This window comes from Streptomyces sp. LaPpAH-108, assembly GCF_000373625.1.
GTDB lineage: Bacteria > Actinomycetota > Actinomycetes > Streptomycetales > Streptomycetaceae > Streptomyces.
Map to the genome: position 1 here is coordinate 142,629 of NZ_KB891994.1, position 23,729 is coordinate 166,357.

Annotated in this window: 19 protein-coding genes and 1 pseudogene; 8 read left to right on the forward strand and 12 right to left on the reverse strand. The window is 72.4% G+C overall.

The genetic code is table 11. The annotated features are described in order from the left end of the window. Positions 1-37: 37 nt before the first annotated feature. The 5 genes and pseudogenes from B079_RS35900 to B079_RS0116375 form a co-directional block, all read right to left on the reverse strand. Positions 38-958: pseudogene (locus tag B079_RS35900) on the reverse strand (lysylphosphatidylglycerol synthase transmembrane domain-containing protein); the annotation flags it as partial. Beyond that, positions 955-1,944 carry a methyltransferase domain-containing protein gene (locus B079_RS0116360; RefSeq protein WP_018546913.1) on the reverse strand — a complete coding sequence of 330 codons (990 nt, stop codon included), beginning with the start codon at positions 1,942-1,944 and terminating at the stop codon, positions 955-957. The pseudogene B079_RS35900 and the gene B079_RS0116360, both read right to left, overlap by 4 nt. Then, positions 1,941-3,194, reverse strand: a complete 1,254-nt coding sequence (locus tag B079_RS0116365) for a glycosyltransferase family 4 protein (protein ID WP_234016805.1) — start codon at positions 3,192-3,194, stop codon at positions 1,941-1,943. The genes B079_RS0116360 and B079_RS0116365 overlap by 4 nt, the downstream gene beginning before the upstream one ends. An 11-nt stretch (positions 3,195-3,205) precedes the next feature. Further along, positions 3,206-3,604 (reverse strand): 6-pyruvoyl trahydropterin synthase family protein, encoded by a 399-nt coding sequence (locus B079_RS0116370; RefSeq protein WP_018546915.1) that lies wholly within the window; start codon positions 3,602-3,604, stop codon positions 3,206-3,208. Positions 3,605-3,784: 180 nt separating this feature from the next. Further along, positions 3,785-4,768 carry a zinc-dependent alcohol dehydrogenase gene (locus tag B079_RS0116375; RefSeq protein WP_018546916.1) on the reverse strand — a complete coding sequence of 328 codons (984 nt, stop codon included), beginning with the start codon at positions 4,766-4,768 and terminating at the stop codon, positions 3,785-3,787. 107 nt (positions 4,769-4,875) lie between these two features. On the opposite strand from B079_RS0116375, the gene B079_RS0116380 reads away from it, so the two are divergent. Next, positions 4,876-5,661, forward strand: coding sequence for a CDP-alcohol phosphatidyltransferase family protein (locus B079_RS0116380; protein ID WP_018546917.1), 786 nt, complete (start codon positions 4,876-4,878; stop codon positions 5,659-5,661). A 69-nt stretch (positions 5,662-5,730) separates the two neighbouring features. On the opposite strand, the gene B079_RS0116385 is transcribed toward B079_RS0116380, so the two are convergent. Beyond that, the gene (locus B079_RS0116385) at positions 5,731-6,516 is read right to left on the reverse strand and encodes an SAM-dependent methyltransferase (RefSeq protein ID WP_018546918.1); all 786 of its coding nucleotides are present in this window, start codon (positions 6,514-6,516) and stop codon (positions 5,731-5,733) included. 265 nt (positions 6,517-6,781) lie between these two features. Here B079_RS0116385 and B079_RS0116390 point away from each other — a divergent pair, with 265 nt between their 5' ends. The 5 genes from B079_RS0116390 to B079_RS0116410 all read left to right on the forward strand — a co-directional run bounded on the left by B079_RS0116390 (position 6,782) and on the right by B079_RS0116410 (position 14,216). Beyond that, positions 6,782-7,297, forward strand: a complete 516-nt coding sequence (locus tag B079_RS0116390) for a hypothetical protein (RefSeq protein WP_078495968.1) — start codon at positions 6,782-6,784, stop codon at positions 7,295-7,297. Further along, positions 7,297-8,682 carry a hypothetical protein gene (locus B079_RS0116395; RefSeq protein ID WP_037801632.1) on the forward strand — a complete coding sequence of 462 codons (1,386 nt, stop codon included), beginning with the start codon at positions 7,297-7,299 and terminating at the stop codon, positions 8,680-8,682. Before B079_RS0116390 ends, B079_RS0116395 begins: the two co-directional genes overlap by 1 nt. After that, positions 8,679-10,130: a VWA domain-containing protein gene (locus tag B079_RS0116400; protein ID WP_018546921.1), complete on the forward strand. Its 1,452-nt coding sequence runs from the start codon at positions 8,679-8,681 to the stop codon at positions 10,128-10,130. The genes B079_RS0116395 and B079_RS0116400 overlap by 4 nt, the downstream gene beginning before the upstream one ends. A gap of 67 nt (positions 10,131-10,197) precedes the next feature. After that, the gene (locus B079_RS0116405) at positions 10,198-11,310 is read left to right on the forward strand and encodes an ATP-binding protein (protein ID WP_018546922.1); all 1,113 of its coding nucleotides are present in this window, start codon (positions 10,198-10,200) and stop codon (positions 11,308-11,310) included. After that, complete coding sequence (locus B079_RS0116410; protein WP_018546923.1) at positions 11,307-14,216, forward strand: DUF5682 family protein; 2,910 nt, start codon at positions 11,307-11,309, stop codon at positions 14,214-14,216. Before B079_RS0116405 ends, B079_RS0116410 begins: the two co-directional genes overlap by 4 nt. An 80-nt stretch (positions 14,217-14,296) precedes the next feature. Here the strand turns inward: B079_RS0116410 and B079_RS0116415 are convergent, their stop codons facing one another. The 4 genes from B079_RS0116415 to B079_RS0116430 are packed head-to-tail and all read right to left on the reverse strand — an operon-like array spanning position 14,297 to position 18,873. Further along, the gene (locus tag B079_RS0116415; protein WP_018546924.1) at positions 14,297-15,655 is read right to left on the reverse strand and encodes a GH1 family beta-glucosidase; all 1,359 of its coding nucleotides are present in this window, start codon (positions 15,653-15,655) and stop codon (positions 14,297-14,299) included. Positions 15,656-15,684: 29 nt separating this feature from the next. Further along, the gene (locus B079_RS0116420) at positions 15,685-16,524 is read right to left on the reverse strand and encodes a carbohydrate ABC transporter permease (RefSeq protein ID WP_026248760.1); all 840 of its coding nucleotides are present in this window, start codon (positions 16,522-16,524) and stop codon (positions 15,685-15,687) included. A gap of 43 nt (positions 16,525-16,567) precedes the next feature. Then, positions 16,568-17,551 carry a carbohydrate ABC transporter permease gene (locus B079_RS0116425; protein ID WP_018546926.1) on the reverse strand — a complete coding sequence of 328 codons (984 nt, stop codon included), beginning with the start codon at positions 17,549-17,551 and terminating at the stop codon, positions 16,568-16,570. Positions 17,552-17,556: 5 nt separating this feature from the next. Further along, positions 17,557-18,873 (reverse strand): ABC transporter substrate-binding protein, encoded by a 1,317-nt coding sequence (locus B079_RS0116430; protein WP_018546927.1) that lies wholly within the window; start codon positions 18,871-18,873, stop codon positions 17,557-17,559. A 292-nt stretch (positions 18,874-19,165) separates the two neighbouring features. Between B079_RS0116430 and B079_RS0116435 the strand changes: the two genes are divergently transcribed. Further along, positions 19,166-20,293 (forward strand): alpha/beta fold hydrolase, encoded by a 1,128-nt coding sequence (locus B079_RS0116435; protein WP_018546928.1) that lies wholly within the window; start codon positions 19,166-19,168, stop codon positions 20,291-20,293. Beyond that, entirely contained in the window at positions 20,290-21,741 is a 1,452-nt protein-coding gene (locus tag B079_RS0116440; protein ID WP_018546929.1) for a carboxylesterase/lipase family protein, read from the forward strand. The genes B079_RS0116435 and B079_RS0116440 overlap by 4 nt, the downstream gene beginning before the upstream one ends. Positions 21,742-21,753: 12 nt before the next feature. Here B079_RS0116440 and B079_RS0116445 read toward each other — a convergent pair whose 3' ends face one another. Together B079_RS0116445 and pnuC are read right to left on the reverse strand one after the other, a co-directional pair. Next, positions 21,754-22,866 carry an AAA family ATPase gene (locus B079_RS0116445; protein ID WP_018546930.1) on the reverse strand — a complete coding sequence of 371 codons (1,113 nt, stop codon included), beginning with the start codon at positions 22,864-22,866 and terminating at the stop codon, positions 21,754-21,756. Continuing rightward, a complete protein-coding gene (gene pnuC / locus B079_RS32180; RefSeq protein WP_018546931.1) occupies positions 22,863-23,639 on the reverse strand; it encodes a nicotinamide riboside transporter PnuC in 777 nt (258 codons plus the stop codon). The genes B079_RS0116445 and pnuC overlap by 4 nt, the downstream gene beginning before the upstream one ends. Positions 23,640-23,729 lie beyond the last annotated feature (90 nt).

The window sequence follows — 23,729 nt, forward strand, 5'->3', positions numbered from 1 at the left end:
TGAGCACGCCGTAGACGACCGCGACCGCGACCCCGCTGCTCGCGCCGAGCCCGGCCGCCGCGAACGCCCAGGCGGTGACGCCCTCACGGGGGCCGAAGCCGCCGACGTTCAGCGGCAGGCCCATCGCGACCAGCGCGAGCACCGCGAGCGGCAGCAGCACCGCGACGGAGGCCCCGCTCCCGGCGACCCGGGCGGCGACCACGAACATCCCGAGGTGACCGGCGAGGACGACCGCCGAGGACAGCGCGACCCCGGGCCCGCTCTCGCGGGACAGCAGCCCCCGGCGCGCATCCGCGAGGACGCCCGCACGCCTGGCCCGCGCGGAGCCCCGGTTCAGCCGTACGGCGACCGCGACCGCGCAGGCGCCCGCCACCGCGAGGGCCACGGGCGCGGCGACGGTGCGCACGTCGTCCCGTACCGGCGAGGGCAGCGTCAGCAGCAGCGCGGTACCGGCCACGGCGAGCGCGATCTGCCCGGCGACGCGCTCCAGCACGACGGCCTTGACCCCGCGCCGTACGTCCCCCGCGCTCTGCCCGTGCCGTACCGCGCGGTGCACATCGCCCAACACCCCGCCGGGAAGTGCCGCGTTGAGGAACAGAGCGCGGTAGTAGTCGGCCACGGCGGCACCCAGCGGCAGCCGGATGCCGAGCCCGCGTGCCGTCAACTGCCAGCGCCAGGCGCTGAACACGGTGGTGAGGACACCAACAGCGAGAGCGATCAGCACGGTTGGCGTGTCGATCCGCCGCAGGCCGTCCAGCAGGGGGCCGGTGCCGAGCCGCCACAGCAGTCCGCCGAGGATCGCGACCCCGGCGACCGTGCCGAAGTGGGTGCGCAGCGCACGGGAGGTGAAGCGTCCCCGGGCAGGCGCCCCCTTCACCGGCACGGTCTCGGCCGCCGGAGCCGGACGTGTCTGCGGCACGCGGACCTCCGTGGCGACGTCCCCCGTCGGCGTGTTCATCCCACGCCTCCCGCCGCTCGGGGCAGCGCGAGCAGATCGCTGTGGTGCACGACGACGCGCAGTTCGCCCGCCTCCAGGGCGGCCAGCCGCTCGGCGAGGTAGGCGGCGGCCCGCTCGCGCAGCTCGGGCCGCTGCTCGACCGCAGCGCCCACCCAGCCGCGCAGCCACTGCGCGGTCAGCGCGGCGTGCTCGGGGCCGAGCCGCCACGGGCTCGGATGCACCCGTACGGTCGCCCCGTGCTCAGCGAACGCCTGGCAGGCCACGGTGACCGCGTCGGGGCCGAGCATCCCGGTGCGGCGCTGGTGGTCGTTGAACGCCTCGGCGAGCTGCGCGTCCAGCGGGTCGGACGGCTCCAGTTCGACCCGTCCGGCGACGGACAGGGTGAGCAGCGCCGGGCAGCCCGCCCCGGCGCAGGCGGCGGCCAGGGTCTCGACCTCCTCGCGGGTGAGCACGTCGAGCAGCGCGGAGGCGGTCACCAGGTCGGCGCCGGTCAGCGCGTCCGGGGTGAGCCGGGCGACATCGCCGCGCCGGGTCTCGACGGTGACCTGGGCGCCGTCCGCGGCGGCGCGCGGGGAGGCGACGGCGGCGAAGTGCAGCAGGTAGGGGTCGAGGTCGTGCAGGACCCAGTGCTGGGCGCCGTCCAGGCGGGCGGCCAGCCAGCGGCCCATGGAGCCGGTGCCGCAGCCGAGGTCGTGCACGACGAGTCCGCCGTCCGTGCCGGGCCGTTCGGCCACCCGGGTGGTCAGCGGCTCAAGGAGGACCTCGGCGCGGGCATCCGCGTCGGCGGCCTCGCGCAGCCGCAGCCACTCGGGCGCGTAGCGGGGCGCCTCCTCGGCGTCGCCGTCGCGCAGCCGTACGGTCGCGCGTTCGCCGGGGCGGGTCACGGGTCCGGCGCCCGCGATGACGTCGTCGGTGTTCACCGGGTGCTCCTCGGGTGCCGTGGCGTGGCCGGGTTCGGGCCCGGTGACCGTGGTCGTCTCGCTCATGCGGCCCGCCGCGGCGCGTCGGGGAGCCGGCCGAGGACCCCGGCCAGGCTGCGGGCGGTCGCGGCCCAGCCCGCGAGGGCGGAGCGGCGGCCCCGGGCGGCGGCCTTGAGGCGGCGGCGCACGTCGGCCTCGTTGAACCAGCCGCGCAGTTCGGCGGCGATGGCGCCGGGGTCCTCCGGCGGGACGAGGATGCCGGGCACGCCGCCGTCGGGGGCGCGGCCGACGGCCTCGGGCAGTCCGCCGACATCGGTGGCGAGGACCGGGATGCCCCGGGCCAGCGCCTCGGTGACGGCCATGCCGTAGGTCTCGGCGTACGAGGTGAGGACCATCAGGTCCGCGGCGGCGTAGCTGGCGTCGAGATCGGCGCCGGAGCGCGGCCCGGTCAGGTGCAGCCGGTCGGCGAGGCCGTACCCCTCGATCTGGGCGCGCAGCCCGTCGACGTACTCGGGGTCGTGGCCGAGGCCGCCGACCAGCGAGCAGGTCCAGGGCAGGTCGCGTACGGCGGCGAGGGCTTCGACCAGGCGGTGCTGGCCCTTGCGCGGGGTGACGGCGGCGACGCACACCAGGTGCGAGACGCCGTCGGTGCCGGGCGCGAGCGGCGCGATGTCGGCGCCGGGGGCGGCCAGGTGGACGCGGTCGGGGGCGAGGCCGTGGTGGGAGACCAGGCGGCGTACGGCCCAGTCGCTGGTGGCGATGACGGCGGGCACCGCGCGCAGCACGGTCCGCTCGCGGGCGTCCAGGTCGGCGGCGACGGCCGGGTCCAGGCCGGTCTCGTCGCCGAGCGGGAGGTGCACGAGGACGGCCAGGCGCAGCCGTTCGGCCTCGGGGACGACGACCTCGGGCACCCCGCAGGCGACCAGGCCGTCCAGCAGGACCACGGTGCCGTCGGGCAGCTCGCGCAGGGTGCGGGCGAGCCCTTCGCGGGCGGCGCTGTCCGGGTCGGGCCAGGCGCCGGGCGCGGCGTGACGGACGGCCTGCCACCCGAAGCCGGGCAGGTCCAGGCAGACGCGGCGGTCGTAGGCGTTGCCACCGCTGGGGGCGGCGAGGTCGTCGACGCCGCCCGGCATGACGAAGTGCACGGTGCGCAGGGACATGGGGAGGATCCCGACGGTCTGGGGGGCGGTGGGCTGCGGGGGGACGTAGGCGAGGGAGCCGGTCTTCGCGCGGTCGGTGCTCTTCGCGCGGTCGGCGGGGGCCTTCGCGCGCTCGGGGGCGACCTTCGCGCGGTCGGCGGTCTTCGTGCGGTCCACGGTCAGATCGTTCACAGGTCACGCTCGTAACTCGCCCAGGCGATGTGCGACTCGTGCAGGGTGACGGTCAGGTTCGAAAGACCCCGCGCTCCTTCGCCGAGGGCGCCCTGGTGGATGCGCTCGGCGAGGCGGTCGGCGACGACCTTGGCCAGGAACTCGGTGGAGGTGTTGACCCCCGCGAACTCGGGTTCGTCGTCGAGGTTGCGGTAGTTCAGCTCGCCGACCACGGTGCCCAGTTCCTTGGTGGCCAGGCCGATGTCGACGACGATGTTGTCCTCGTCCAGCTGTTCGCGCCGGAAGGTGGCGTCCACGAGGAACGTGGCCCCGTGCAGGCGCTGCGCGGGACCGAAGACCTCGCCGCGGAAGCTGTGGGCGATCATCAGGTGATCGCGGACGGTGATGCTGAACAACGGACGACCCTCCAGGTGCGGCGCGTCTGGTGCCCCCCGCGGTTCCCGTCGGGGGTTGACGACTAGTACGGCTGCTCGCTTCCTCGCGTTCAGCCCTCTCTCACTCTTTTCTCAGGTCAGGCGGTCGCCGACGCTGATTCCTTTTCACACGCCGGACGGGCGTGGCGCTCGTTTTCCCGCTCAAACGGCCGCGTCGTACCGGATGCGGTGGCACAGGGCGGGCAGCTCGCCGGAGGCCAGGCGGGGCATGACCTCGGGCAGTTCCTCGAAGTCACTCTCACCGGTGACGAGCGCGTCGAGCGCGGGGTCCGCCAGGAGGTCCAGGGCGAGCGCCATCCGTTCGGCGTAGCCCCGCCCCGCGCGGGCGGCCGGGGAGACGGTGCCGACCTGGCTGGCGCGCACGGTGAGGCGGCGGGAGTGGAAGGACTCGCCCAGCGGCAGGGTGACGCGCCGGTCGCCGTACCAGCTCAGCTCGATCACCGTGCCCTCGGGGGCGAGGAGTTCGAGGGCGCGGGTGAGGCCCTGCTCGGTGGCGCTGGCGTGGACGACCAGGTCACAGCCGTCCAGGGCCTCCTCGGGCGTGGCGAAGTCGACGCCGAGCGCGTCGGCGGTCTCGGCGCGGGCCGGGTCGGCGTCCACGAGCTGGAGCCGTACGCCGGGGAAGCGGGCGAGCAGCGCGGCGACCGAGCTGCCGACCATGCCGCCGCCGACCACCGCGATCCGGTCGCCGACGAGGGGCGCGGCGTCCCACAGCGCGTTGACGGCGGTCTCCACGGTCCCGGCGAGCACGGCGCGCGCGGCGGGCACCCGCTCGGGCACGACGGTGACGGCGCTCACCGGAACGACGTAACGGGTCTGGTGCGGATACAGACAGAAGACGGTGCGGCCGATCAGCTCAGCGGGGCCCCGCTCGACGACGCCGACGTTCAGGTAGCCGTACTTCACCGGGGCCGGGAAGCCGCCCTCCTGGAACGGCGCCCGCATCGCGTCGTGTTGGCTCTCCGGCACGCCGCCCCGGAAGACCAGGGTCTCGGTGCCCCGGCTGACGCCGGAGTACAGGGAGCGCACCAGCACCTCACCCTCGGCGGGCTCCGGGAGGGTGACGTCACGCAGCTCGCCGTGGCCGGGTGAACTGAGCCAGAACGCGCGGGCGGCGGGGTTCATCGGCATCCTCCTGAACGATCGGGAACTTGCTCACGTACCGAGAAGGGCACAGGCCGCGCACAGTACGCGGCGATGATCGACTCTGTCACTCGGCCGGAGGATGTGCGGTGGCCCTGAACAACACGTATGACGCGAGGCTCCAGCAGGAGACGGCCGTGGGAGCGGGCGTACAGCTTCTGCTGCTGGCCCTGCTCGGCACGGCCATCGGCATGGGGGTGGCCGGCTGGCTGACGGGGCTCGCCTTCGCGTTCGCCACCTGGGCGGTCCTCTCCCGCGCCCTGCACCGCTCCGCGCTGCGCTCCTTCGGACCGGCCAACCGGGTCACCCTCGGCCGGGCCACCCTGGTCGGCGGGGTGACGGCCCTGGTCGCCGACTCCTTCGAGAGCGCGCCCCCGGTCACCCTGCTGGTCGGTCTGACGGCGGTCGCGCTCCTGCTCGACGGCGTCGACGGCAAGGTCGCCCGCCGCACGGGCACCTCCAGCGCGCTGGGCGCCCGCTTCGACATGGAGGTGGACGCGTTCCTCATCCTGGTCCTGAGCGTGTACGTCGCGACGCGGCTCGGCCCCTGGGTCCTGCTGATCGGCGCCATGCGCTACGCCTTCGTCGCCGCCGCCCGCTTCGCCCCCTGGCTCAACGCCCCCCTCCCCCCGTCCTTCGCCCGCAAGACGGTCGCCGCCCTCCAGGGCATCTGCCTCCTGGTGGCGGGCGCGGGCCTGCTGCCGTACGCGGCGGAACTCGCGGTGGTCCTGCTGGCGCTGGGGTCGCTGGTGTGGTCGTTCGGACGGGACGTGGCGTGGCTGTGGCGCAACGCGCGGCAGGTGGTGGTGCCGGTGGAGGAGATCCCGGCCGCTCCCGCGAAGGCGCCGAAGACCCCGGAGCTGGTCGCGGGCTGAGAGCGGACGCGGCCGCACGCGTGACATGCGTGCGACCGCGCTCGGGTACGCCGGGGGCGTCTGTGCCGCTTACGGCACTCGCGCCACCCCCACGTAGAACCCGCACCGCTCCTGCTCGGGAGCCGGGTCCTCCTGGTACCACTCCGTGGCGAACACCAGCCCGGGGTCGACGAGTTCGAGGCCCGCGAAGAACGGCTCGACCTCGGCGCGGGTGCGCATGCGCAGCGGGATCGCGCCCTTCTTGTACGTGTCCTCGACCCGGTCCTTCAGCTCGGGGTGCTGGTCGGCGGTGCCGTGGGAGAGGACGAGGTAGCTGCCCGAGGGGAGGGCGTCGACCAGGGTGCGGGTGAGGCCGTAGGGGTCCTCGGAGTCGGGCAGGAAGTGCATGAGGGCGATCAGGGAGAGCGCTATCGGACGGCTGAAGTCCAGCCGCTGGCGCGCGTGTTCCAGGATCTCCCCGGGCTTGCGCACATCGGCGTGGATGTAGTCGGTCGCGCCCTCCGGCGTGCTGATCAGCAGCGCCTCGGCGTGCCGCAGCACGATCGGGTCGTTGTCGACGTAGACGACCTGGGCGCTCGGCGTGATCGCCTGCGCTATCTGGTGCAGATTGGGCTCCGTCGGAATGCCGGTGCCGATGTCGAGGAACTGGTCGACGCCGTTGCGGGCCAGCCACGCGGCGGCGCGGTGCATGAACTCCCGGTTGCGGGCCGCGCTGCGCCGCGATTCCTCCGGCAGCGTCTCACCGACCTGCTGGTCCACGGGGTAGTTGTCCTTCCCGCCCAGCAGCCAGTCGTAGACGCGCGCGGGGTGGGGTTTGCTGGTGTCGATACGAGGGACGGGTACGCCGGCGGTCACGGGACACTCCTCCATACGCGAGAACACGGCTAACCGAGCATCCGGCCGGGGCGTGCGCACCGTCGACGGACGGCACTCACGCGCAGGTCGGCGGCGCCAGCGTAGTCGTAGCCGCCGACGAACGGTCCGGCGAGGCCGGGCTTCCGCGACCGTGCGCGTGACGATCACTGACGTTCCGTCATATCCGCAGGTCGGCGCCGTTGTCAGTGGCTCCCCTTAGATTCGTCTCACGTTCCGCCGCTCTGGCGTGAGCGTCCCTTTTCGCATGCATGGGAGTGGTGTGTTGTCCGTCTGGGAGAGGTCGAGCGCGGCACGGGTGGTGCCGTCGGCACGGCCGCGGAAGCTGGCCAAGGTGCCGTTCGTCGAGCTGGCCGACGGGCGCTTGCAGGGGGTGGTGTCCAGTGGGTCGGACATCGAGCGGGTCTACGTCTCCTCGGTGGCGGCGGGGACCTACGCGTTCGCGTGCAGCACCAACAACAACCGCCCCTGCGGCGGGGCGCGCGGCATGTTCTGCAACCACATACGGGCGCTGATCGGCGAGGCCGTGCTGCAGTACGGCGGCGAGCGGGTGGCCCGGTATCTGAAGATCGAGGCCCAGGACACCGACGCGGGCGTCCTCACCGCCGCCATGACGGGCACGCGCCCGGCGCAGGACGGGAGTTCGGCCGCGGCCCAGGTCTTCAGCCGCTTCCTGCGTCACCTCGCCTATCTCGAACTGCCCGCCACCACCGTGCCGTTGCCGGAGATGCAGTGGTTCCCGACCACGAAGGCGGTGGCCTGATGCGCGTCGATCTGCTCACCGATCCCGTCGAGGGGCTGGCGGAAGCCCTCGCCGCCGTGGACGGTTTCGACCAGGCCCTCGTCGGCGGGCTGCTGCGCCCGGGGCCCGGGCAGGCCGACGGGCTGACCGGGCTCGCCGCCGCCGTCGCCGGATCGCCGCTGGCCGCGCGGGTCGCGGAGGCGGCGGAGAAGGCGGCGGCCGGGGCCGCGGGCGAGGACCACTTCGTCGCCCTCGCCGCCGCCCGTACCGCCCTGCTCGGCTCGGCGCACGACGCGCTGACCGAGCGGGTGCGGGAGGCGGTGAGGCGCGCGTACGACGACGACCGCGCTACGACCGGCGCCGCGCAGCAGCCCGTCAACCTCCTGTTCGCCGCCCGCAGTTGGCTGTGCGACCTGGCGCGGGCCGGGTGGCAGGGCATCGACCACGAACTCGTCGGCGGGGCCGCCCCCGTGGTGTTCGCGATGCTGCCCGACCCGGCGCTGCGCCGACTCGCCGCGCTGCTCGACGGTTTCGCCGCCGAACTCGCCGCCTCGTGCCCCGGCGCGACCCTGGAGCGGGTGCCGGAGCGACGCTGGGCCGACCTGTGGTCGCGGGCGCTGCTGCTGACCGTGCCGGGCGCGCTCGGCACCCCTGCGGTGACCGAGGTGACAGGCCGCCTGCTGCCGCTCGGCGTGGATGTGCAGGAGCACGCCACCGCCGTACAGGCGCAGGTGCACGCGGTGTTCGAGCCCGCCGACGGCGGCGGCGCCCGGCTGGTGCGGGCCTCGGTGTCCGCGCCGAAGCCCGATTCGGTCGTCGGCGCCGGTCTGTGGCAGTTGCTGCGCCCGCACATGTCGCTGCTCGCCGCCCTGGGCGAGGGCCGGGCGATGGACCTCGACGCCATGCCGGTCACCGCGGAGGGCGACCTGCTGTGGGACGACGCGCGGGCGCGCGCCGGTGAGCCCGCCGAGCCGTTCACCACGGCCCGGGTGGCGCTGCCCACCGCCTCCGCCTTTCCGGCCGCCCCGCTCGACCGGCATCCGGCGCGGATCGCGGTGCCGGTCCTGGTGGAGGGGTACGCGGTGGACGAGTCCGACGGCCTCGTCCTCGATGTCGCCGGATGCCGGTTGCGGGTCGACGCCGACCGCGTCCCGGCCGCCGGGCCACTCACCCCGGAGGCCGTCGCCGCGTCGTCCGCGTGTCTGGGGCTGCTGCGCTGGGACGCCGGGGAGTTCCTGCTCCAGCCGCTCGCGGTGGAGCGGACGGTGCGGAAGAAGGCGGTCGCCGTGCACGCGGGCGCGTGGGCCGGGGGCACCACCGACAAGGCCGGGGTGCGCGCGGAGAAGGCGGCCACCGACGCGGTGACCGTGCTGCGCGAGCGGGCGGGAAGGCTGCTGCGGAAATGACCGAGGAGACCGCCCGGGACATCACCTCCGGCACCGGCCAGGGCGCCCCCGTCAGCACGGGCCCCGCCACCGCCCCCGACCCCCAGGAGAACCGCCGCCAGGTCCTCTACTGGCGCCTGCTGGCCCGCCTCTTCGACCCCGAGGAGCAGGCCGGTCTCGAGTCCGCGTCCCTCGCCGTGGTCGAGGACATCGGCCTGCCGCCCGCGCTGCTCGACCCGGACGCCTCCGTGGACTCCGTCGTCCAGCGCCACCCGGAGCTGGCCGCGGAACTCGACGGGCTGATGACGCCCGCGCCGGACCCGGACGGCGCCCGCGACCGCACCGCCGAGGTACGCCGCGCCGCGCTCGCCTCCAAGCTGCTGCTGAACGTGTTCGCTGCCCGCCCCGGCGAGGTCACCGCCGGACAGCTGGCCCGCTGGCAGGCCGACGCCGACTGGCTGGAGCGGGCGCTGGGCTGCAAGCCGGGCGAGCTGCGCGGCGGCAGGACCGGGAGCCGTACGGCGGCGGGCAACGGCACCGGCTACGGCGCGCCCACCCCCGACCTGAGCCGGCTCGTCCCGGAGATCGGCCCCGAACTCGGCGCCATCGAGGCCGGTCTGGTCCAGCGGATGCGGCTGCGCGAGGTGCTGTCCGATCCGCGGCTCGCGGCCAAGCTGACCCCGAGCATGTCGCTGGTCGAGCAGTTGCTGCGCGACAAGGACAACCTCTCCGGGGTGGCCCTGGCGAACGCGAAGTCGCTGATCAAACGGTATGTGGACGAGGTCGCACAGGTTCTGCGCACCCAGGTCGAGAAGGCCACGGTCGGGGAGCTCGACCGCTCGGTGCCGCCCAAGCGGGTCTTCCGCAACCTCGATCTCGACCGCACCATCTGGAAGAACCTCACCAACTGGAGCCCGGAGGAGGAGCGGCTCTACGTCGACCGCCTCTACTACCGGCACACCAGCCGCAAGACGACGCCCCAGCGGCTGATCGTCGTGGTGGACCAGTCGGGCTCCATGGTCGACTCGATGGTCAACTGCACCATCCTGGCGTCCATCTTCGCCGGACTGCCGAAGGTCGACGTCCATCTGATCGCCTACGACACCCAGGCGCTGGACCTCACGCCCTGGGCGCACGACCCGTTCGAGACGCTGCTGCGGACCAAGCTCGGCGGCGGCACGGACGGCACGGTGGCCATGGCGCTCGCCCAGCCGAAGATCGCGGAACCGCGCAACACGGTCGTGGTCTGGATATCCGACTTCTACGAGTGGCGCGGCCAGGAGCTGTACGACAGTTTCGCCGCCGTGCACCGCTCGGGCGTGAAGTTCATCCCCGTCGGCTCGGTGACCAGCTCCGGGCGCGGCAGCGTCAACCCGTGGTTCCGGGAGCGGCTCAAGGACCTGGGCACGCCGGTGATCTCCGGCCACATCAAGAAGCTCGTGCACGAACTCAAGACGTTCCTCACCTGATCACGGGGCCCGAGCCGCGACTCACGCTCTTCCCTCTGATCTTCCCTGTACCGAAAGGCACTTCACCATGTCCGACCTGCTGCGCGCCCCCGCCGAGATCAAGTACGCCGAAGAACTGGACTGGCTGGAGTCCGTCGACGACGGCCCCAAGCCGTTCTCGTGGCGGCTGTCGCCCAAGATGGTCCGGCTGTTCATCCTGGGTTCCGAGCGGGCCGACGGCCTGGACCGGGAGATCTCGCAGAAGTGGTTCGGCGACCGCAGTTTCGTGGAGCGGTCCATCGTCACCCTCGCCTCCGACCGGGGGCTGCTGCTCATCGGTGACCCGGGCACCGGCAAGAGCTGGCTGGCGGAGCTGCTGTCGGCCGCGATCTGCCGCAACTCCACGCTGGTGGTGCAGGGTACGGCCGGTACCACCGAGGACCACATCAAGTACTCCTGGAACGTCTCCATGGTGATCGCCAAGGGCCAGTCCCGGGAGTCGATGATCCCCTCCCCGATCATGACGGCGATGGAGGGCGGCGCGATCGGCCGCTTCGAGGAGCTGACCCGCTCCACCAGTGACGTGCAGGACGCGCTGATCTCGATCCTGTCGGAGAAGTACATATCGGTGCCCGAGCTGGACAGCGACAACATCGTGTTCGCCAGGCCCGGTTTCTCGATCATCGCCACGGCCAACAGCCGCGACCGGGGTGTCAACGACCTGTCGTCCGCGCTGAAGCGCCGGTTCAACTTCGTACGGATCCCGGTGGTGACGAACAAGAAGAGCGAGGCGGAGATCGTCCGCTTCCGCACCGAGGAACTGCTGCGGCGCCACTCGATCGACCTGGACGTGCCCCCGACCCTGCTCGACGTGCTCCTCCAGAGCTTCGCGGACCTGCGCGCGTCGGCCGCCTCGGCGGGCAGCGACGACGAGAAGCTGGAGTCGGCGCTCTCGACGGCCGAGCAGATCGGTGTCCTGGAGGACGCCGTGCTGCACGGCAACTTCTTCGGGGAGCGGACCCTCACCGCCCGTACGCTCGCCTCCTCGCTGGTCGGCTCCCTCACCCGGCGCGAGCCGGAGGACCTGGCCATCCTCAACAAGTATCTGCACGGTGTGGTCGAGCCGCGCAGCAAGGAGGAGGGCGGCTCCTGGCCGGAGTTCCTTGAGGGTGGCCGCGACGCGATCGCCACCCTGTCGTGAGCGCGGAGCACGCCGTGCCGAGCGGCACCCCCGAAGGCGCGTTCGACGCGCTGCGCGGCCAACTCCAGCAAGCGGCGACCGAGTTCGCGGGCGGCCCCGACGCCCTGGAGGGCATCCTCCTCGGCATGGTGGACGACGTGGACCGGGCGGTGCGCGAGCCGCTGGAGATCTTCCCGGTCTGCCACCACTCCCCCGCCTCCGCGCTCGCCATGGCCCGCAGGCTGCGCGAGAAGCAGCCCAAGGTGGTGTACCTGGAGCTGTGCGAGGACATGGCCCCGCTCCTGACCGAGCTGCGCAACTGCCGTCTGCCGGTGGCGGTGCAGGCGTTCGCGGGCAAGACCGACGGCTTCCCGGCCGAGTGGGCGCCGCTGTCGGTGGTCGCGCCGATCACCGAGGCGTCCGCCGAGTACCAGGCCATCGCGTACGCCCTGGACACTCCGGGGGTGGAGCTGGTCCTGGTGGACCGCTCGGCCGACCACGTGTACCAGTGGGACACGAGCCGTACGCCGCAGGAGGCCGCCGACGACGAGGCGCCCGAGGAGGCTCAGCTCCACGGCGAGGCCGTCGGGGTGGAGATCGGCGACCTGCGTCCGCGCTTCGCCGAGCTGGAGGAGCATCTGCTGCGGCACGGCCGGGTGCGGCACTGGTCGGAGTGGTGGCACCAGTACGTCGAGGTGCCGCTCGCGGGCAGCGACCACGACACCTACCGCCAGGCCATGTTCCTCATCGGCAGCCTCTTCCGGCGCCTCGCCCCCGGTGACGAGGGCCGGGTGCGGGTGGACGAGGACCGCGAGCGGTACATGTGGACGCGGATGCGCGAGCACCTGGCGGCCTCCGGCGCCGACCCGGCGGAGTGCCTGTACGTGTGCGGGGCGTTCCACGCGGCCAGCCGGGTGGCCGAGTTCGGCGTCGAGGGCACCGGCACGTTCACCATCTCCCCGCGTACGGCGACGCCATGGCAGTACGGCCTGATCCCGTCGAGCCACGCGGCCGTCGAGGCGCAGTTCGGTCTCGCCGCGGGTTCGGTGTCGATCGCGGCGACGGAGTGGACGAAGGGCCTCAAGCGCTCGCGCATACGGCCGTACCGGCTGGCGGGGCAGAAGGGCGCGGCGAAGGAGGCGGCTTCGACGAAGGCCGTCGCGCCCGCGCCGGGCCCCGCACCGGACCGTCTCACCGGGTTCCTCCAACAGGCGCCCGCGCTGGACATGTTGGACGAGGCGGAGCTGCTGGGCTGGTCGGTGGACATCGTCCGCGCGGCTCGGCGCAACGGCTATCTGGCCTCCACCGCCGACGCCATCGCCGTCTTCGAGACCTCGATCCTGCTGGCCGGGATGCGTGACCGCGCCAAGCCGACGCCGTACGACTTCCAGGACGCGGCGGTCACCTGCATCGAGAAGGACGCGGTGCCCGGCCGGCGCGACGTACGGCGCCTGGTCGAGATCATGATGGGCGGCGACCGCATCGGCCAGGTCGGCTACGACGCCCTGCCGCCGCTGGCCCGGGACGTGCACGACCGGCTGGCGCCGCTCGGGCTCAAGCTCCAGCAGCGGGGTGTGCAGCGGGCGTTGCTCGACATCGTGTCGCGGCCCGAGCTGGCCGCCTGCTCGGACGTGCTGTGGATGCTGCGCCGCCTGCTGCCACAGGGCGCGGCCCGCCCGATCATGGGTGAGCGCACGCTCGGCGAGCGTTCCCTCCAGGAGTCCTGGGACCTCGCGATCGGCACCCACCAACGCGCCCTGATCGAGCTGGGGTACGAGGGTGTCAGCCTCGAACAGGTCCTGGAGCAGCGGCTGCGGCGCGAGGCGTACGCCCCGCAGGCGACGGCCGCGGCCGTCCTGGCGGCGGTCGAGGACGCGACGCTGTATCTGGGCGGCGGCCGTCTCGCCGACGAACTCGGCACCCACGCGCTGAAGGTGCTGGCCACCGAGCGCACGGTGGACGGGGCGCCGGAAGTGCTGCGCCGGGTACGGAGGCTGCTGGCGTACTACCGCACCCACGAGCCGGTGCTGCCGCCGTGGATCGAGTCCTTCGCGAAGACCGGGTACGCGCACTACTGCACGCTGCTGCCGACGGCGTTCCGCGACGAGGACGCCACGGTGGGGCAGGTCGCGGCGATGCTCGGGTTCCTGTTCGGCATGGAGACCCTGGCGCTGTCGCTGGGCTGCGACCGGGCCCAACTGGAGCTGGCGGTGGCCCAGTCGCACCCGGAGGACCCGGCGAAGACGGCGCTGCTGTGGGCGGCCCAGGTACAGCTCGGCACGCTGTCCCGCGCCGAACTGCGGGCGCGGTGCGCGCAGTTGCTGGACAACCCGCTGGTCGTGCCCGCCTACCCGCGCTATCTGAGCGGGTTCGTGCACGCCCTGGAGCCGGTTCCCTCCCTCGCGGACGTGGTCGTGGAGGCGGTGTCGAACGCCTTCGGGCGGCTGCCGGACGCGGTGCTGCTGCCCTGGCTGCCGCTGCTGATCACCACGCTGCGCTCCCAGGCGGGCGAGCTGGCGCCGCTGCTGATCCGGGAGGCCGCCCGGATCTTCCCGGCCCGGCTGGCGGCGCTGGACGCGTGGACACCGCCGTGGCTGGCCGAGGCGCCGACCGTGGTGCGCCCCGAGCCCCGGGCGCCGCGTGGCGTGGCGCTGCTCCCGGCGCATCCCGCGACCTGCGACGCGCTCGCGGAGCTGCTGGGCTGCGAGGAGGGCTGGGCAGCGCCCGATGCCCCGGTCGCTCGGGGTGCCGCACTGCTGGCCGCCCACCCGGCGACCTGCGACGCCGTGGCGGGACTGCTGGGCTGCGAGGACGGCTGGGCCGAGCCGGACGGTACGGCTCCCCCGGCCTCGGCCTCGGCCTCGGCGCTGACCGACCGCCACCCGGCCACGGCGACGGCCTGGGAGTCCTTGCTCGCGCACACCTGACGGGTGGCGGGCTCGGCGCTCGCCCCCACCCGACGGCCGGGGCCGGGTCCGACGCACCTCGGACCCGGCCCCGCCACGTCTCAGTCGGCGACGAGCTTGCGGTGCGCGTCCACGATCTCCGCGTACCGCCGTCCGCTGCTCTTCACCGTCCGCCGCTGTGTCTCGTAGTCCACGTGGATGAGCCCGAACCGCTTGGCGTAGCCGTAGGCCCACTCGAAGTTGTCGAGGAGGGACCAGGCGAAGTACCCGGCGAGCGGGGCGCCCTTGCGGGCGGCGGAGGCGCAGGCGGCGAGGTGGGACTCCAGGTAGGCCAGGCGCTCGGGGTCGTGGACGGTGCCGTCGGGGCCGACCGTGTCGGGGAAGGACGAGCCGTTCTCCGTGACGTAGATCCTGCGGGCGCCGTAGTCCTCGGTGAGCCGCAGCAACAGGGCCTCGATGCCCTCGGGTTCGATCTCCCAGTCCATGCCGGTGCGGGCGACGCCCTCGCGGCGTACGGCGCGGGCGTGCGGGACGGGGCCCTCGGGGTCGTCGATGACGTAGGCGGGGAAGTAGTAGTTGAGGCCGATCCAGTCGAGGGGCGCGGCGATGGTCTCCAAGTCGCCGGGCTTCTCGGGGAGTTCGACGCCGTACAGCTCGCGCATGTCGGCGGGGAAGCCGCGGCCGTGCACGGGGTCGAGCCACCAGCGGTTGACATGGCCGTCCTGGCGGCGGGCGGCGGCGGCGTCCTCGGGGCTGTCGGTGGCGGCGTGGACGGTGGAGAGGTTGTTGACGATGCCGACCTCGGCGCCGGGCGCGGCGGCGCGTACGGCCTGGGCGGCGAGGCCGTGGCCGAGGAGCAGGTGGTAGGAGGCGCGGACGGCGGCGGTGAGGTCGGTCCAGCCGGGGGCCATCGTGCCCTCCAGATGGCCGATCCAGGCGGAGCACAGGGGTTCGTTGAGGGTGGCCCACAACTTCACGCGGTCGCCGAGGCGTTCGGCGACGACGGAGGCGTACTCGGCGAGCGCGTGCGCGGTGTCGCGTTCGGGCCAGCCGCCCCGGTCCTGGAGGACCTGTGGCAGGTCCCAGTGGTAGAGGGTGACCGAGGGGGTGATGCCCGCTTCCAGGAGGGCGTCGACCAGGCGGTCGTAGAAGGCGAGGCCCTTGGCGTTGACCTGGCCGTCGCCGCCGGGCAGGACTCGCGGCCAGGCGACGGACAACCGGTAGGAATTGACGCCGAGTTGGCGCATCAGCGCGAGGTCTTCGGGCCAGCGGTGGTAGTGGTCGCAGGCGATGTCGCCGGTGTCGCCGCCCGCGGTCCTGCCGGGTGTGTGGGAGAAGGTGTCCCAGATCGACGGTGAGCGGCCGTCCTCGGCGACGGCGCCCTCGATCTGGTACGCCGCCGTGGAGGTGCCCCACAGGAAGTCGTTCGGCAGGGCGGCGAGGTCGATGGGTTCGGACACGGAAGTCCCTTCACGGTGAGGGGTGTTGATCACTTGACGGCGCCCGCGGTCAGTCCGGCGACGAGGTAGCGCTGGAGCAGCAGGAAGCCCGCGACCACGGGCACGCTCACCACCAGGGAGGCCGCCATGATCTGGTTCCAGTAGACGTTGTAGAGGGTGGAGTAGCCCTGGAGGCCGACGGCGAGCGTGCGGGTGGTGTCGTTGGTCATGACGGAGGCGAAGAGGACTTCGCCCCAGGCGGTCATGAAGGCGTAGACGGCGACCGCGACGATGCCGGGCACGGCGGCCGGTACGACGATCCGCAGCAGCGCGCCGAGCGGTCCGCAGCCGTCCACCAGCGCGGCCTCGTCGAGGTCGCGGGGCACGGAGTCGAAGTACCCGATCAGCATCCAGATGGAGAACGGCAGCGAGAAGGTCAGATAGGTGAGGATCAGTCCGCCGCGCGAGCCGAACAGGGCGACGCCGGTGGCGTTCCCGATGTTGACGTAGAGCAGGAACAGCGGGAGCAGGAAGAGGATGCCGGGGAACATCTGGGTGGACAGCACGGTCACCGTGAAGACGCGTTTGCCGCGGAACTCGTAGCGGCTGACGGCGTAGGCCGCGAAGACGGCGATGACGACCGAGCAGACGGTGGCGGCGCCCGCCACGATCAGCGAGTTCACGAAGTAGCGGGCGAGCGGGATCGTGGACCAGATGTCGATGTACGGCCGGATCGTCAACGCGCTGGGCAGCCAGTGGAATTCGCCCGTCACGTCGCCGAGCGGCTTCAGCGAGCTGGAGACCATCACGTAGACGGGCAGCAGGACGAAGCCGGTGAGCAGGGTGAGGAAGATCCGCCGGGCCCAGAGGAACGAACGGGGCCGGGACAGCGGGGACTTGGGCATCGGCTTCGCCTTGGTCACAGTCAGCGGCTCAGACATCGGCGCCCTTCCGTCCGCGCGAGGTGAACAGCAGATAGCCGCCCGTCACGACCAGCAGGAAGAGCAGCAGCAGGACGGACATGGCCGAGCCGGTGCCGAAGTCCCAGGTGAGGAAGGTGGTTTGGTAGATGTGCACCGAGATGAGGTCGGCCGCCTCGGGGGCGCCCCGGCCGAACAGCACGAAGGGCGTGTTGAAGTCGTTGAACGTCCAGAGGAACAGCACCAGGACGAGTACCTGGTTGACGGGCCGCAGCGCGGGCAGCGTGATGTGGCGGATCTGCCGCCACATCCCGGCGCCGTCGAGCGCCGCGGCCTCGTACAGCTCGCCCGGGATGTTCTGCAGCCCGGCCATCACGATGAGGAAGGCGAACGGCCAGCCCTTCCACACCGAGACGGTGAGCAGGGCGTAGAAGCTGTTGTCGCCGAGCAGCCAGAAGGAGCGCTTGTCGGTGAGGTGGAGCTGGTCGTGCAGGACGTGGTTCACCAGGCCGTTGTCGTGCTGGAACATGAACACCCAGGTGATGACGGCCGCGTAGACGGGCAGCGCGTACGGCACCAGGAACAGGGCGCGCAGCAGGCCGCGGCCCCGGAAGGTGTCCTGCATGAAGAGGGCGGCGGCCGTGCCGATCAGCCAGCACAGGGCGACGGACAGCAGGGTGAAGCCGACGGTGACGGCGAACGAGTGGAGCAGCGCCTTGCCGACGGGCGCGTCGAAGTCCACGGCGACGCGGTAGTTGCGCAGTCCGCTCCAGGGCGCGGTGGACCAGTCGCGGATGTGGAACCGGGTGAGTTCCCGGAAGCTCATCAGCGCGCCCATGACCATCGGCACCAGATGGACGAGGAGTTCGAGGACGAGCGCGGGCAGCAGGAGCAGGTACGGGAGGGTCACGCGCCGGACGCGCCCGGTGCGGCGCGGGGCCCGCGCGGCACCGGGCGCGTCGCCGCGCACCGGTTCCTTCAGAACGGTGGTGGTCATGGTCGTCAGGCCGCCGGCATCTGCTGCTGGGCCTTCTCCAGCTTGGCCTTGACGGAGGCGGTGGTCACGGCGCGTCCCGCCGCCGCGTCGGCGAACAGGTCCTTGACGGCCGTACCGACGGCGGTCTCGAACTGCGACTCGTCGGCGACCTGGGGCAGCGCGGTCGCGCTGGTGGCGAGGGTGTCCTTGAGGACGGCGGTCGCGGGCGCGCTGAACGCGGGGTCCTGCTGGGCGGTCTTGACCGGCGGGATGGAGCTGTACGCCTTGTTGAGGATCTTCTGCTCGCTGTCGCTGGTCATGAACTTCACGAACTGCGTGGCGCCGTCCAGGTTGTGGCTGTCCTTGAAGACGGCGAGGTTGATGCCCGCGACCATGGAGTTGACCTGGGTGCCGGTGCCGGGCTTGCCGGACTGGACGGGCACGGGGGCGATGCCGTAGGCGTCGTCGCTCATGCCCTGCGACTTGAGGTTGGCGGCGGCGGACTGCCAAAGAAGCATGGCCTGCTTGCCCTTGGCGAAGTCGCTGACCGACTGGTTCTGCGCGTACTCGGCGTTGCCCGCCGGGATGACCTTGTCCTTGGCCATCAGGTCGACGTACTGCTTGACCGCGTCGACCACCTTCGGGTTCGTGAAGTCGGGCTTGCCGTCGGTGCCGAAGAAGTCGGCGCCGTGCTGCTTGGCGAAGACGAAGACGTGGTGGATGTTCTCGGAGACGTTCGCGCCCTCGGCGCCCAGCGGGGACTTGCCCTTGGCCCGGATCTTCTTGCCGTCGGCGATCAGCTCGTCCCAGGTGGCCGGGGGCTGGGAGATGCCCGCGTCCGCGAAGATCTGCTTGTTGTAGTAGAGCGCGTACGCCATCGAGTACAGCGGTACGGCCGCCGGGTCCTTGCCCGCCGCGCCGGTCGAGCCGAGCGCGGAGTCCACGAACCGGTCGCGTCCGCCGATCTTCTCGAAGTTCTTCGCGTCCCAGGGCAGCAGCGCGCCGGTGGCCTGGAGGGATGCGCTCCAGGTGTTGCCGATGTTGAGCACGTCGGGGCCCTGGCCCGAAGTGGCCGCCGTGAGAATGCGGTTGAGCAGGTCGGACCAGGGCACGACCTCGACCTTGACCTTGATGCCGGTCTGCTTCTCGAACTTGTCCAGCTCCGGCTGGAGCACCTTCTTGTCCACGGCGATGCTCGCGCCCTGGTTGGAGGCCCAGTAAGTCAGCGTCTTCGACGACCCGTTGGCCCCGTCCCCGCCCGACGTACCTCCTCCGCATGCGGTGGCCGCGAGGGCGAGAGACATGACGACGGCGCCGGTGGCCGCGGCTCGGATGCTGCGCATGGCTCCAGAAGTCCCTTTCCGGGAGTCGAGACCCCGAGGACCGCTCACGACAGCCGACACCCGTTCGACCCCCGAAGGCTCCTCATGGCTTAATTTAGGACGTGAGTTAAACCTTCGTAGGGGGTGGAGTCAAGGGATTGGGCGGGTTTTGCAGCGGTGGGGTCGGGCGCGCGTGCCACCCCATACGTCGACCTCTCTATGTGGTGCCTCCACACATGTCGTCCCCTTCTATAGCGCGTCTACCATGTGCGGCCACCGGAGCGGCATCGCGAGAGGTACGGGGGGACACACCATGGGGCGCGGACACACAGAGCAGGAGCACACGGGTCAGGAGCACACGGTCCGCGACCACACAGCCCCCGGCCACACAGACGACCCCCCGCACCGCGTCGGAGCACTCCGCACCCGCCGTATCCCCACCGACCGCCTCACCGTCCACGTCACCGACCTGCGCGACCACGGCGACCCCGTCGTCTTCCTGCACGGCAACGTCTCCTCCTCCGCCTTCTGGCACACCGCCCTCCCCCGCCTCCCCGACCGCTACCGCCCCCTCGCCCCCGATCTGCGCGGCTTCGGCGCCACCGACCCGTTGCCGATCGATGCGACCCGCGGCCTGCGCGACCACGCGGACGACCTGGCTGCCCTGTTGCGTGCCCTGGGGATCGAGCGGGCTCATCTGGTGGGCTGGTCCATGGGTGGGGGCGTGGTGCTGCAGTATTTGCGCGACCACCCGGAAACGGTCCGCTCGGTGACTCTGGTCAACCCCGTCTCGCCCTACGGTTTCGGCGGCACCCACGGAGTCGACGGCACCCTCAACTCCGCGGACGGCGCGGGCTCCGGCGGCGGTACGGGCAACCCAGGGTTCGTGGCACGGCTGGCCGAGGGCGATCGCGGGGCGGACTCCCCGCTCTCCCCGCGCTCGGTCCTGGCCGGTACGTACGTCAAGCCGCCGTGGCGCCCGCACCCCGCCGACGAGGACGCGTACGTCGACTCGATGCTCACCACCCGCACCGGCGACGACCACTACCCCGGCGACAGCGTCACGTCCCCCGCCTGGCCCGGCACCGCCCCCGGCACCCGGGGAGTCCTCAACTCCCTCTCCCCGCTGTACTTCCGGCTCGACGACCTCCACCTGATCGACCCCAAGCCCCCGGTGCTGTGGATACGCGGCGAGGACGACGTGATCGTGTCGGACACCTCGCTGTTCGACCTGGCGCACCTCGGCGCGCTCGGCGCGGTGCCGGGCTGGGACGGCACCCCGGCCCAGCCGATGGTGGCCCAGACCCGTCACGCCCTGGCTCGCTACGCGGCGCACGGCGGTACCGTACGGGAGGTCGCCGTACCCGACGCGGGGCACGCGGTGCATCTGGAGAAGCCCGAGGCATTCATGACGGCGCTGCTGGAGGTCCTGTCCGTATGACGGTGTGCACGACCGAGCAAGGTGCCGTCCGGGGCCGTACCGGCGCGGACGGTGTGGTGTCCTTCCTGGGAATCCCATACGCGGCACCGCCGTTCGGCCCCCTCCGCTTCAAGTCCCCCGCTCCGCCCGAGGCGTGGACCGGTGTGCGCGACGCCACCGCCTACGGTCCGACCGCACCCCACGCCCCGTACGCCCCGCCGTTCGACGCCCTGATCCCCGAGGACAGCATCCCGGGCGAGGAGTGCCTGAACCTCAACATCTGGACGCCCGCGCCGGATCCGGGTGCCCGGCTGCCGGTGATGGTGTGGCTGCACGGCGGCGCGTTCTCCAACGGCTCTGGTTCCGCGCCGGGTTACGACGGCAGCACCTTCGCGCGCGACGGCGTGGTGTGCGTGACCCTCAACTACCGTCTGGGCGTGGACGGTTTCCTCCGCCTCCCGGGCGTCCCCGACAACCGTGGCCTGCTGGACCAGCTGGCCGCGCTGCGCTGGGTGCGGGCCAACATCGCCTCCTTCGGCGGCGATCCCGACCAGGTGACGGTGTTCGGCGAATCGGCCGGTGCCATGAGCATCGGCGCGCTGCTGTCGACGGGCGAACTGCGCGGCCTGGCACGCCGCGCCATCCTCCAGAGCGGCTCGTGCCACTACTTCCTGCGCCCCGGTTCGGCCTCCCGGATCGCGGCCCATCTGGCGGCGAAGCTCGGTGTCGAGCCGACCCCGGACGCACTCGCCGCCGTCACCCTGGACGACCTGCTCCCCGCCCAGGCCGCCCTGCGCGCCGAACTCAACGCCCGCCCCGATCCCGCGCTTTGGGGCGAGGCGGCACTCAACATGATGCCCTTCGAGCCCGTCCTGCCCGACCTGTCCCTCCCGGGCCCGGACTGCGGCATCGACCTCCTCATCGGCACCAACCGTGAGGAGTACCGCCTCTTCCTGGCGCCCACGCACGTCCTCGACGTCTTCCCCGAGTCCCGCCTGCGCACGATGACGGCGGCCTACGGCGTCGACCCCGACCAGGCCCTCCCCCTCTACCGTGCCTCGCGCCCCACCGCCACCCCGGGCGAACTCCTGGACGCGGTGGCCACCGACTGGTTCTACCGCCTCCCCGCCATCCGCCTCGCGGAGTCCGTCCCTGGCTCCCACCTCTACGAATTCGCCTGGCGCTCCCCCCAGTTCGACGGCCGCCTGGGCGCCTGCCACGCCCTCGAACTCCCCTTCGTCTTCGACCGCCTCCAAGACCCCACCTACGCCCCGCTCTTGGGCCCCGTCCCACCCCAGTCCCTCGCCGACACCATGCACCGCGCCTGGCTCTCCTTCGCCCGCACCGGCGACCCCGGCTGGCCCGCGTACGACAAGGTCACCCGCACGACGATGGTCTTCGCGGAGGAGTCGGCGCCGGGGAAGGATCTGCGGTCCGAGGAACGGCAGTTGTGGGACGGGGTGCGGTAACTCCGGCGCCCGTCATCCCAGCGGATCGGCCAGCCCCCACCCCTCCCCCAGCACCCGGTCCACGGCGGCGAGGGCGCGGTCCAGCCGTGTCTGCCGGTCGCCCGACATCTCGAGCCATTCGGCGCCCGAAGCGGCTAGGACCTCGCGGAAGCGGTCGGTCATCCACGGGCGCAGATGTTCGCCGTCGCGCAGGCCGTCGTCCTCGAAGGGGACGCCGTGGTGGGAGGTGAGCAGGTAGAGGGCGCGGGGTGGCACGGTGGCGGCGAGGTCGCGGACCGGGCCGGTGGTGCGGCCCCGGTAGCGTTCCTGCCAGACGGTGGTGGCCAGCGCGTCGGTGTCGCAGACGAGCACGGGGCCGCCCGCGCGGGCCGCGTCCTGTTCGAGGCGGTTCTGGCGGTGGGCGACCGTCTCGAAGTCGCCGTCGTCCCAGTCGAGTTCGGCCACCTCGGGGGCGGGCCGGTCCGGGGCGGCCAGCGCGCGGGCGCGAGCGAGTTTGACGACGGTCAGTTCGCGGCCGTACTCGGGCACCCAGCGGGTGAGCGCGTGCGCACCGCCTCGGGCGCGCAGAGCGGTGGCGAGGTCGCGGGAGAGCGTGGTGGTCCCGGTGGACTCGGCACCGAGGACGACGACCCGGCGGGCGAGCCAGGCTCGTACCGGCGGTTCGATCTCGTCCCAGTGGGCGACGGGGTCGGCGCGCACCTTGGTGCCGGAGACGGCGAAGGTCGTACGGCCGAGATCCAGCAGCACCGGTGCGGCATCGAAGCGGCGGGCGAGTTCCGTGCCGTAGGGCTCGGAACTGAACACCGCGTCCACGGCGGCGGCGTGCGGTCCGGTGGTGAGGGCCTGGCGCATCAACGCGACGTGTCCGTCCCAGAGTTCGGCGCTGTCGTAGTCGACCGGCAGATCGTCGACGATGCCGACGACCGCCACGTGGGGCCGCTCGGCCCAGTGTTCGCGTATCCAGGCGACGCGTTCCGCGAGGGGGATCGACTCGCGCCCGGCGGCCATCACGACAACGGTGACGCGTGCGCAGGAGTCCGCGGCGGAGCGGATGAGGAAGTGGTGGCCGGAGTGGGGCGGGTAGAACTTGCCGATGACCAGGCCGTGGGCGAAGGGCGTGCTCATGCGGTCACCGCCCGGTCGGCGTCACCGGTGTCGCCGGCGTCACCGGTGTCGCCGGTGCCGCCGGTGCCGCCGGTGCCGCCCCTGTGGCCCGCGCCGCTCGCGCTGTCCGCTCCGGTCCCGTCACCCGCTCCGCTCGCGGCCCGGTCGACCGCCAGCTGCCGCCGCCAGGACCGCCATCCCATCAGGCACATGGTCAGGAACAACACGTAGACGATGCCCGTGAGATCGAGCCCCTTGCTGAAGTAGAGCGGGATGTAGACGAGGTCGGCGGCGATCCAGAAGTACCAGTTCTCGATCTGCTTGGTGTTCAGCAGCCACTGCGCGGCCAGCGAGAGTGCCGTGGTCAGCGCGTCCCAGAAGGGCGCGACGTCGTGTGCGCGGGTCAGTAGTACGGTCAGGCCCCAGGTGGCGGGGACCAGCAGGGCGAGCAGGACGAGCAGGGTGGATCTGGAGGCGTGGCCCACGCGTCGCCGGGAGCGGCGCTCGCCTCCGCGCAGCCAGAGCAGCCAGCCGTGGGCCGCGAGGACCAGGTAGACGATCTGGAGCGAGGCGTCCGCGTAGAGGCGGGCGCTCCAGAACAGGGCGAGGAAGAACAGGTTGTTGAGGATGCCTACGGGGAAGTTCCCCACGCTGGCCCGTACGCACAGCCATACGCACACCGCGCCGGTGGCGAAGCCGAGCAGTTCGGACCAGGTGACCGCGTCCTGACCCAGCTGGAACACCTGCTGGTTCAGTGGCGCGATCAGGCCGCTGAGCATGTCCGGGACAGCCATGCCGTCCTCACCCCTCCCGTTAACGTCGAAGTGACGATAACAAGTGGGCGCCGACTCCACAATCCCCCTCCCACCTCTGTGCTTTTCGGC

Excerpts from the sequence above, each read along its gene's own strand:
- B079_RS0116395 (WP_037801632.1), top strand. The coding sequence starts at position 7,297 with ATGCGCGTCGATCTGCTCACCGATCCCGTCGAGGGGCTGGCGGAAGCC.
- B079_RS0116435 (WP_018546928.1), top strand. The coding sequence starts at position 19,166 with ATGGGGCGCGGACACACAGAGCAGGAGCACACGGGTCAGGAGCACACG.
- B079_RS0116440 (WP_018546929.1), top strand. The coding sequence starts at position 20,290 with ATGACGGTGTGCACGACCGAGCAAGGTGCCGTCCGGGGCCGTACCGGC.
- B079_RS0116430 (WP_018546927.1), bottom strand. The coding sequence starts at position 18,873 with ATGCGCAGCATCCGAGCCGCGGCCACCGGCGCCGTCGTCATGTCTCTC.
- pnuC (WP_018546931.1), bottom strand. The coding sequence starts at position 23,639 with ATGGCTGTCCCGGACATGCTCAGCGGCCTGATCGCGCCACTGAACCAG.
- B079_RS0116425 (WP_018546926.1), bottom strand. The coding sequence starts at position 17,551 with ATGACCACCACCGTTCTGAAGGAACCGGTGCGCGGCGACGCGCCCGGT.
- B079_RS0116390 (WP_078495968.1), top strand. The coding sequence starts at position 6,782 with ATGCATGGGAGTGGTGTGTTGTCCGTCTGGGAGAGGTCGAGCGCGGCA.
- B079_RS0116400 (WP_018546921.1), top strand. The coding sequence starts at position 8,679 with ATGACCGAGGAGACCGCCCGGGACATCACCTCCGGCACCGGCCAGGGC.
- B079_RS0116405 (WP_018546922.1), top strand. The coding sequence starts at position 10,198 with ATGTCCGACCTGCTGCGCGCCCCCGCCGAGATCAAGTACGCCGAAGAA.
- B079_RS0116375 (WP_018546916.1), bottom strand. The coding sequence starts at position 4,768 with ATGAACCCCGCCGCCCGCGCGTTCTGGCTCAGTTCACCCGGCCACGGC.
- B079_RS0116360 (WP_018546913.1), bottom strand. The coding sequence starts at position 1,944 with ATGAGCGAGACGACCACGGTCACCGGGCCCGAACCCGGCCACGCCACG.
- B079_RS0116445 (WP_018546930.1), bottom strand. The coding sequence starts at position 22,866 with ATGAGCACGCCCTTCGCCCACGGCCTGGTCATCGGCAAGTTCTACCCG.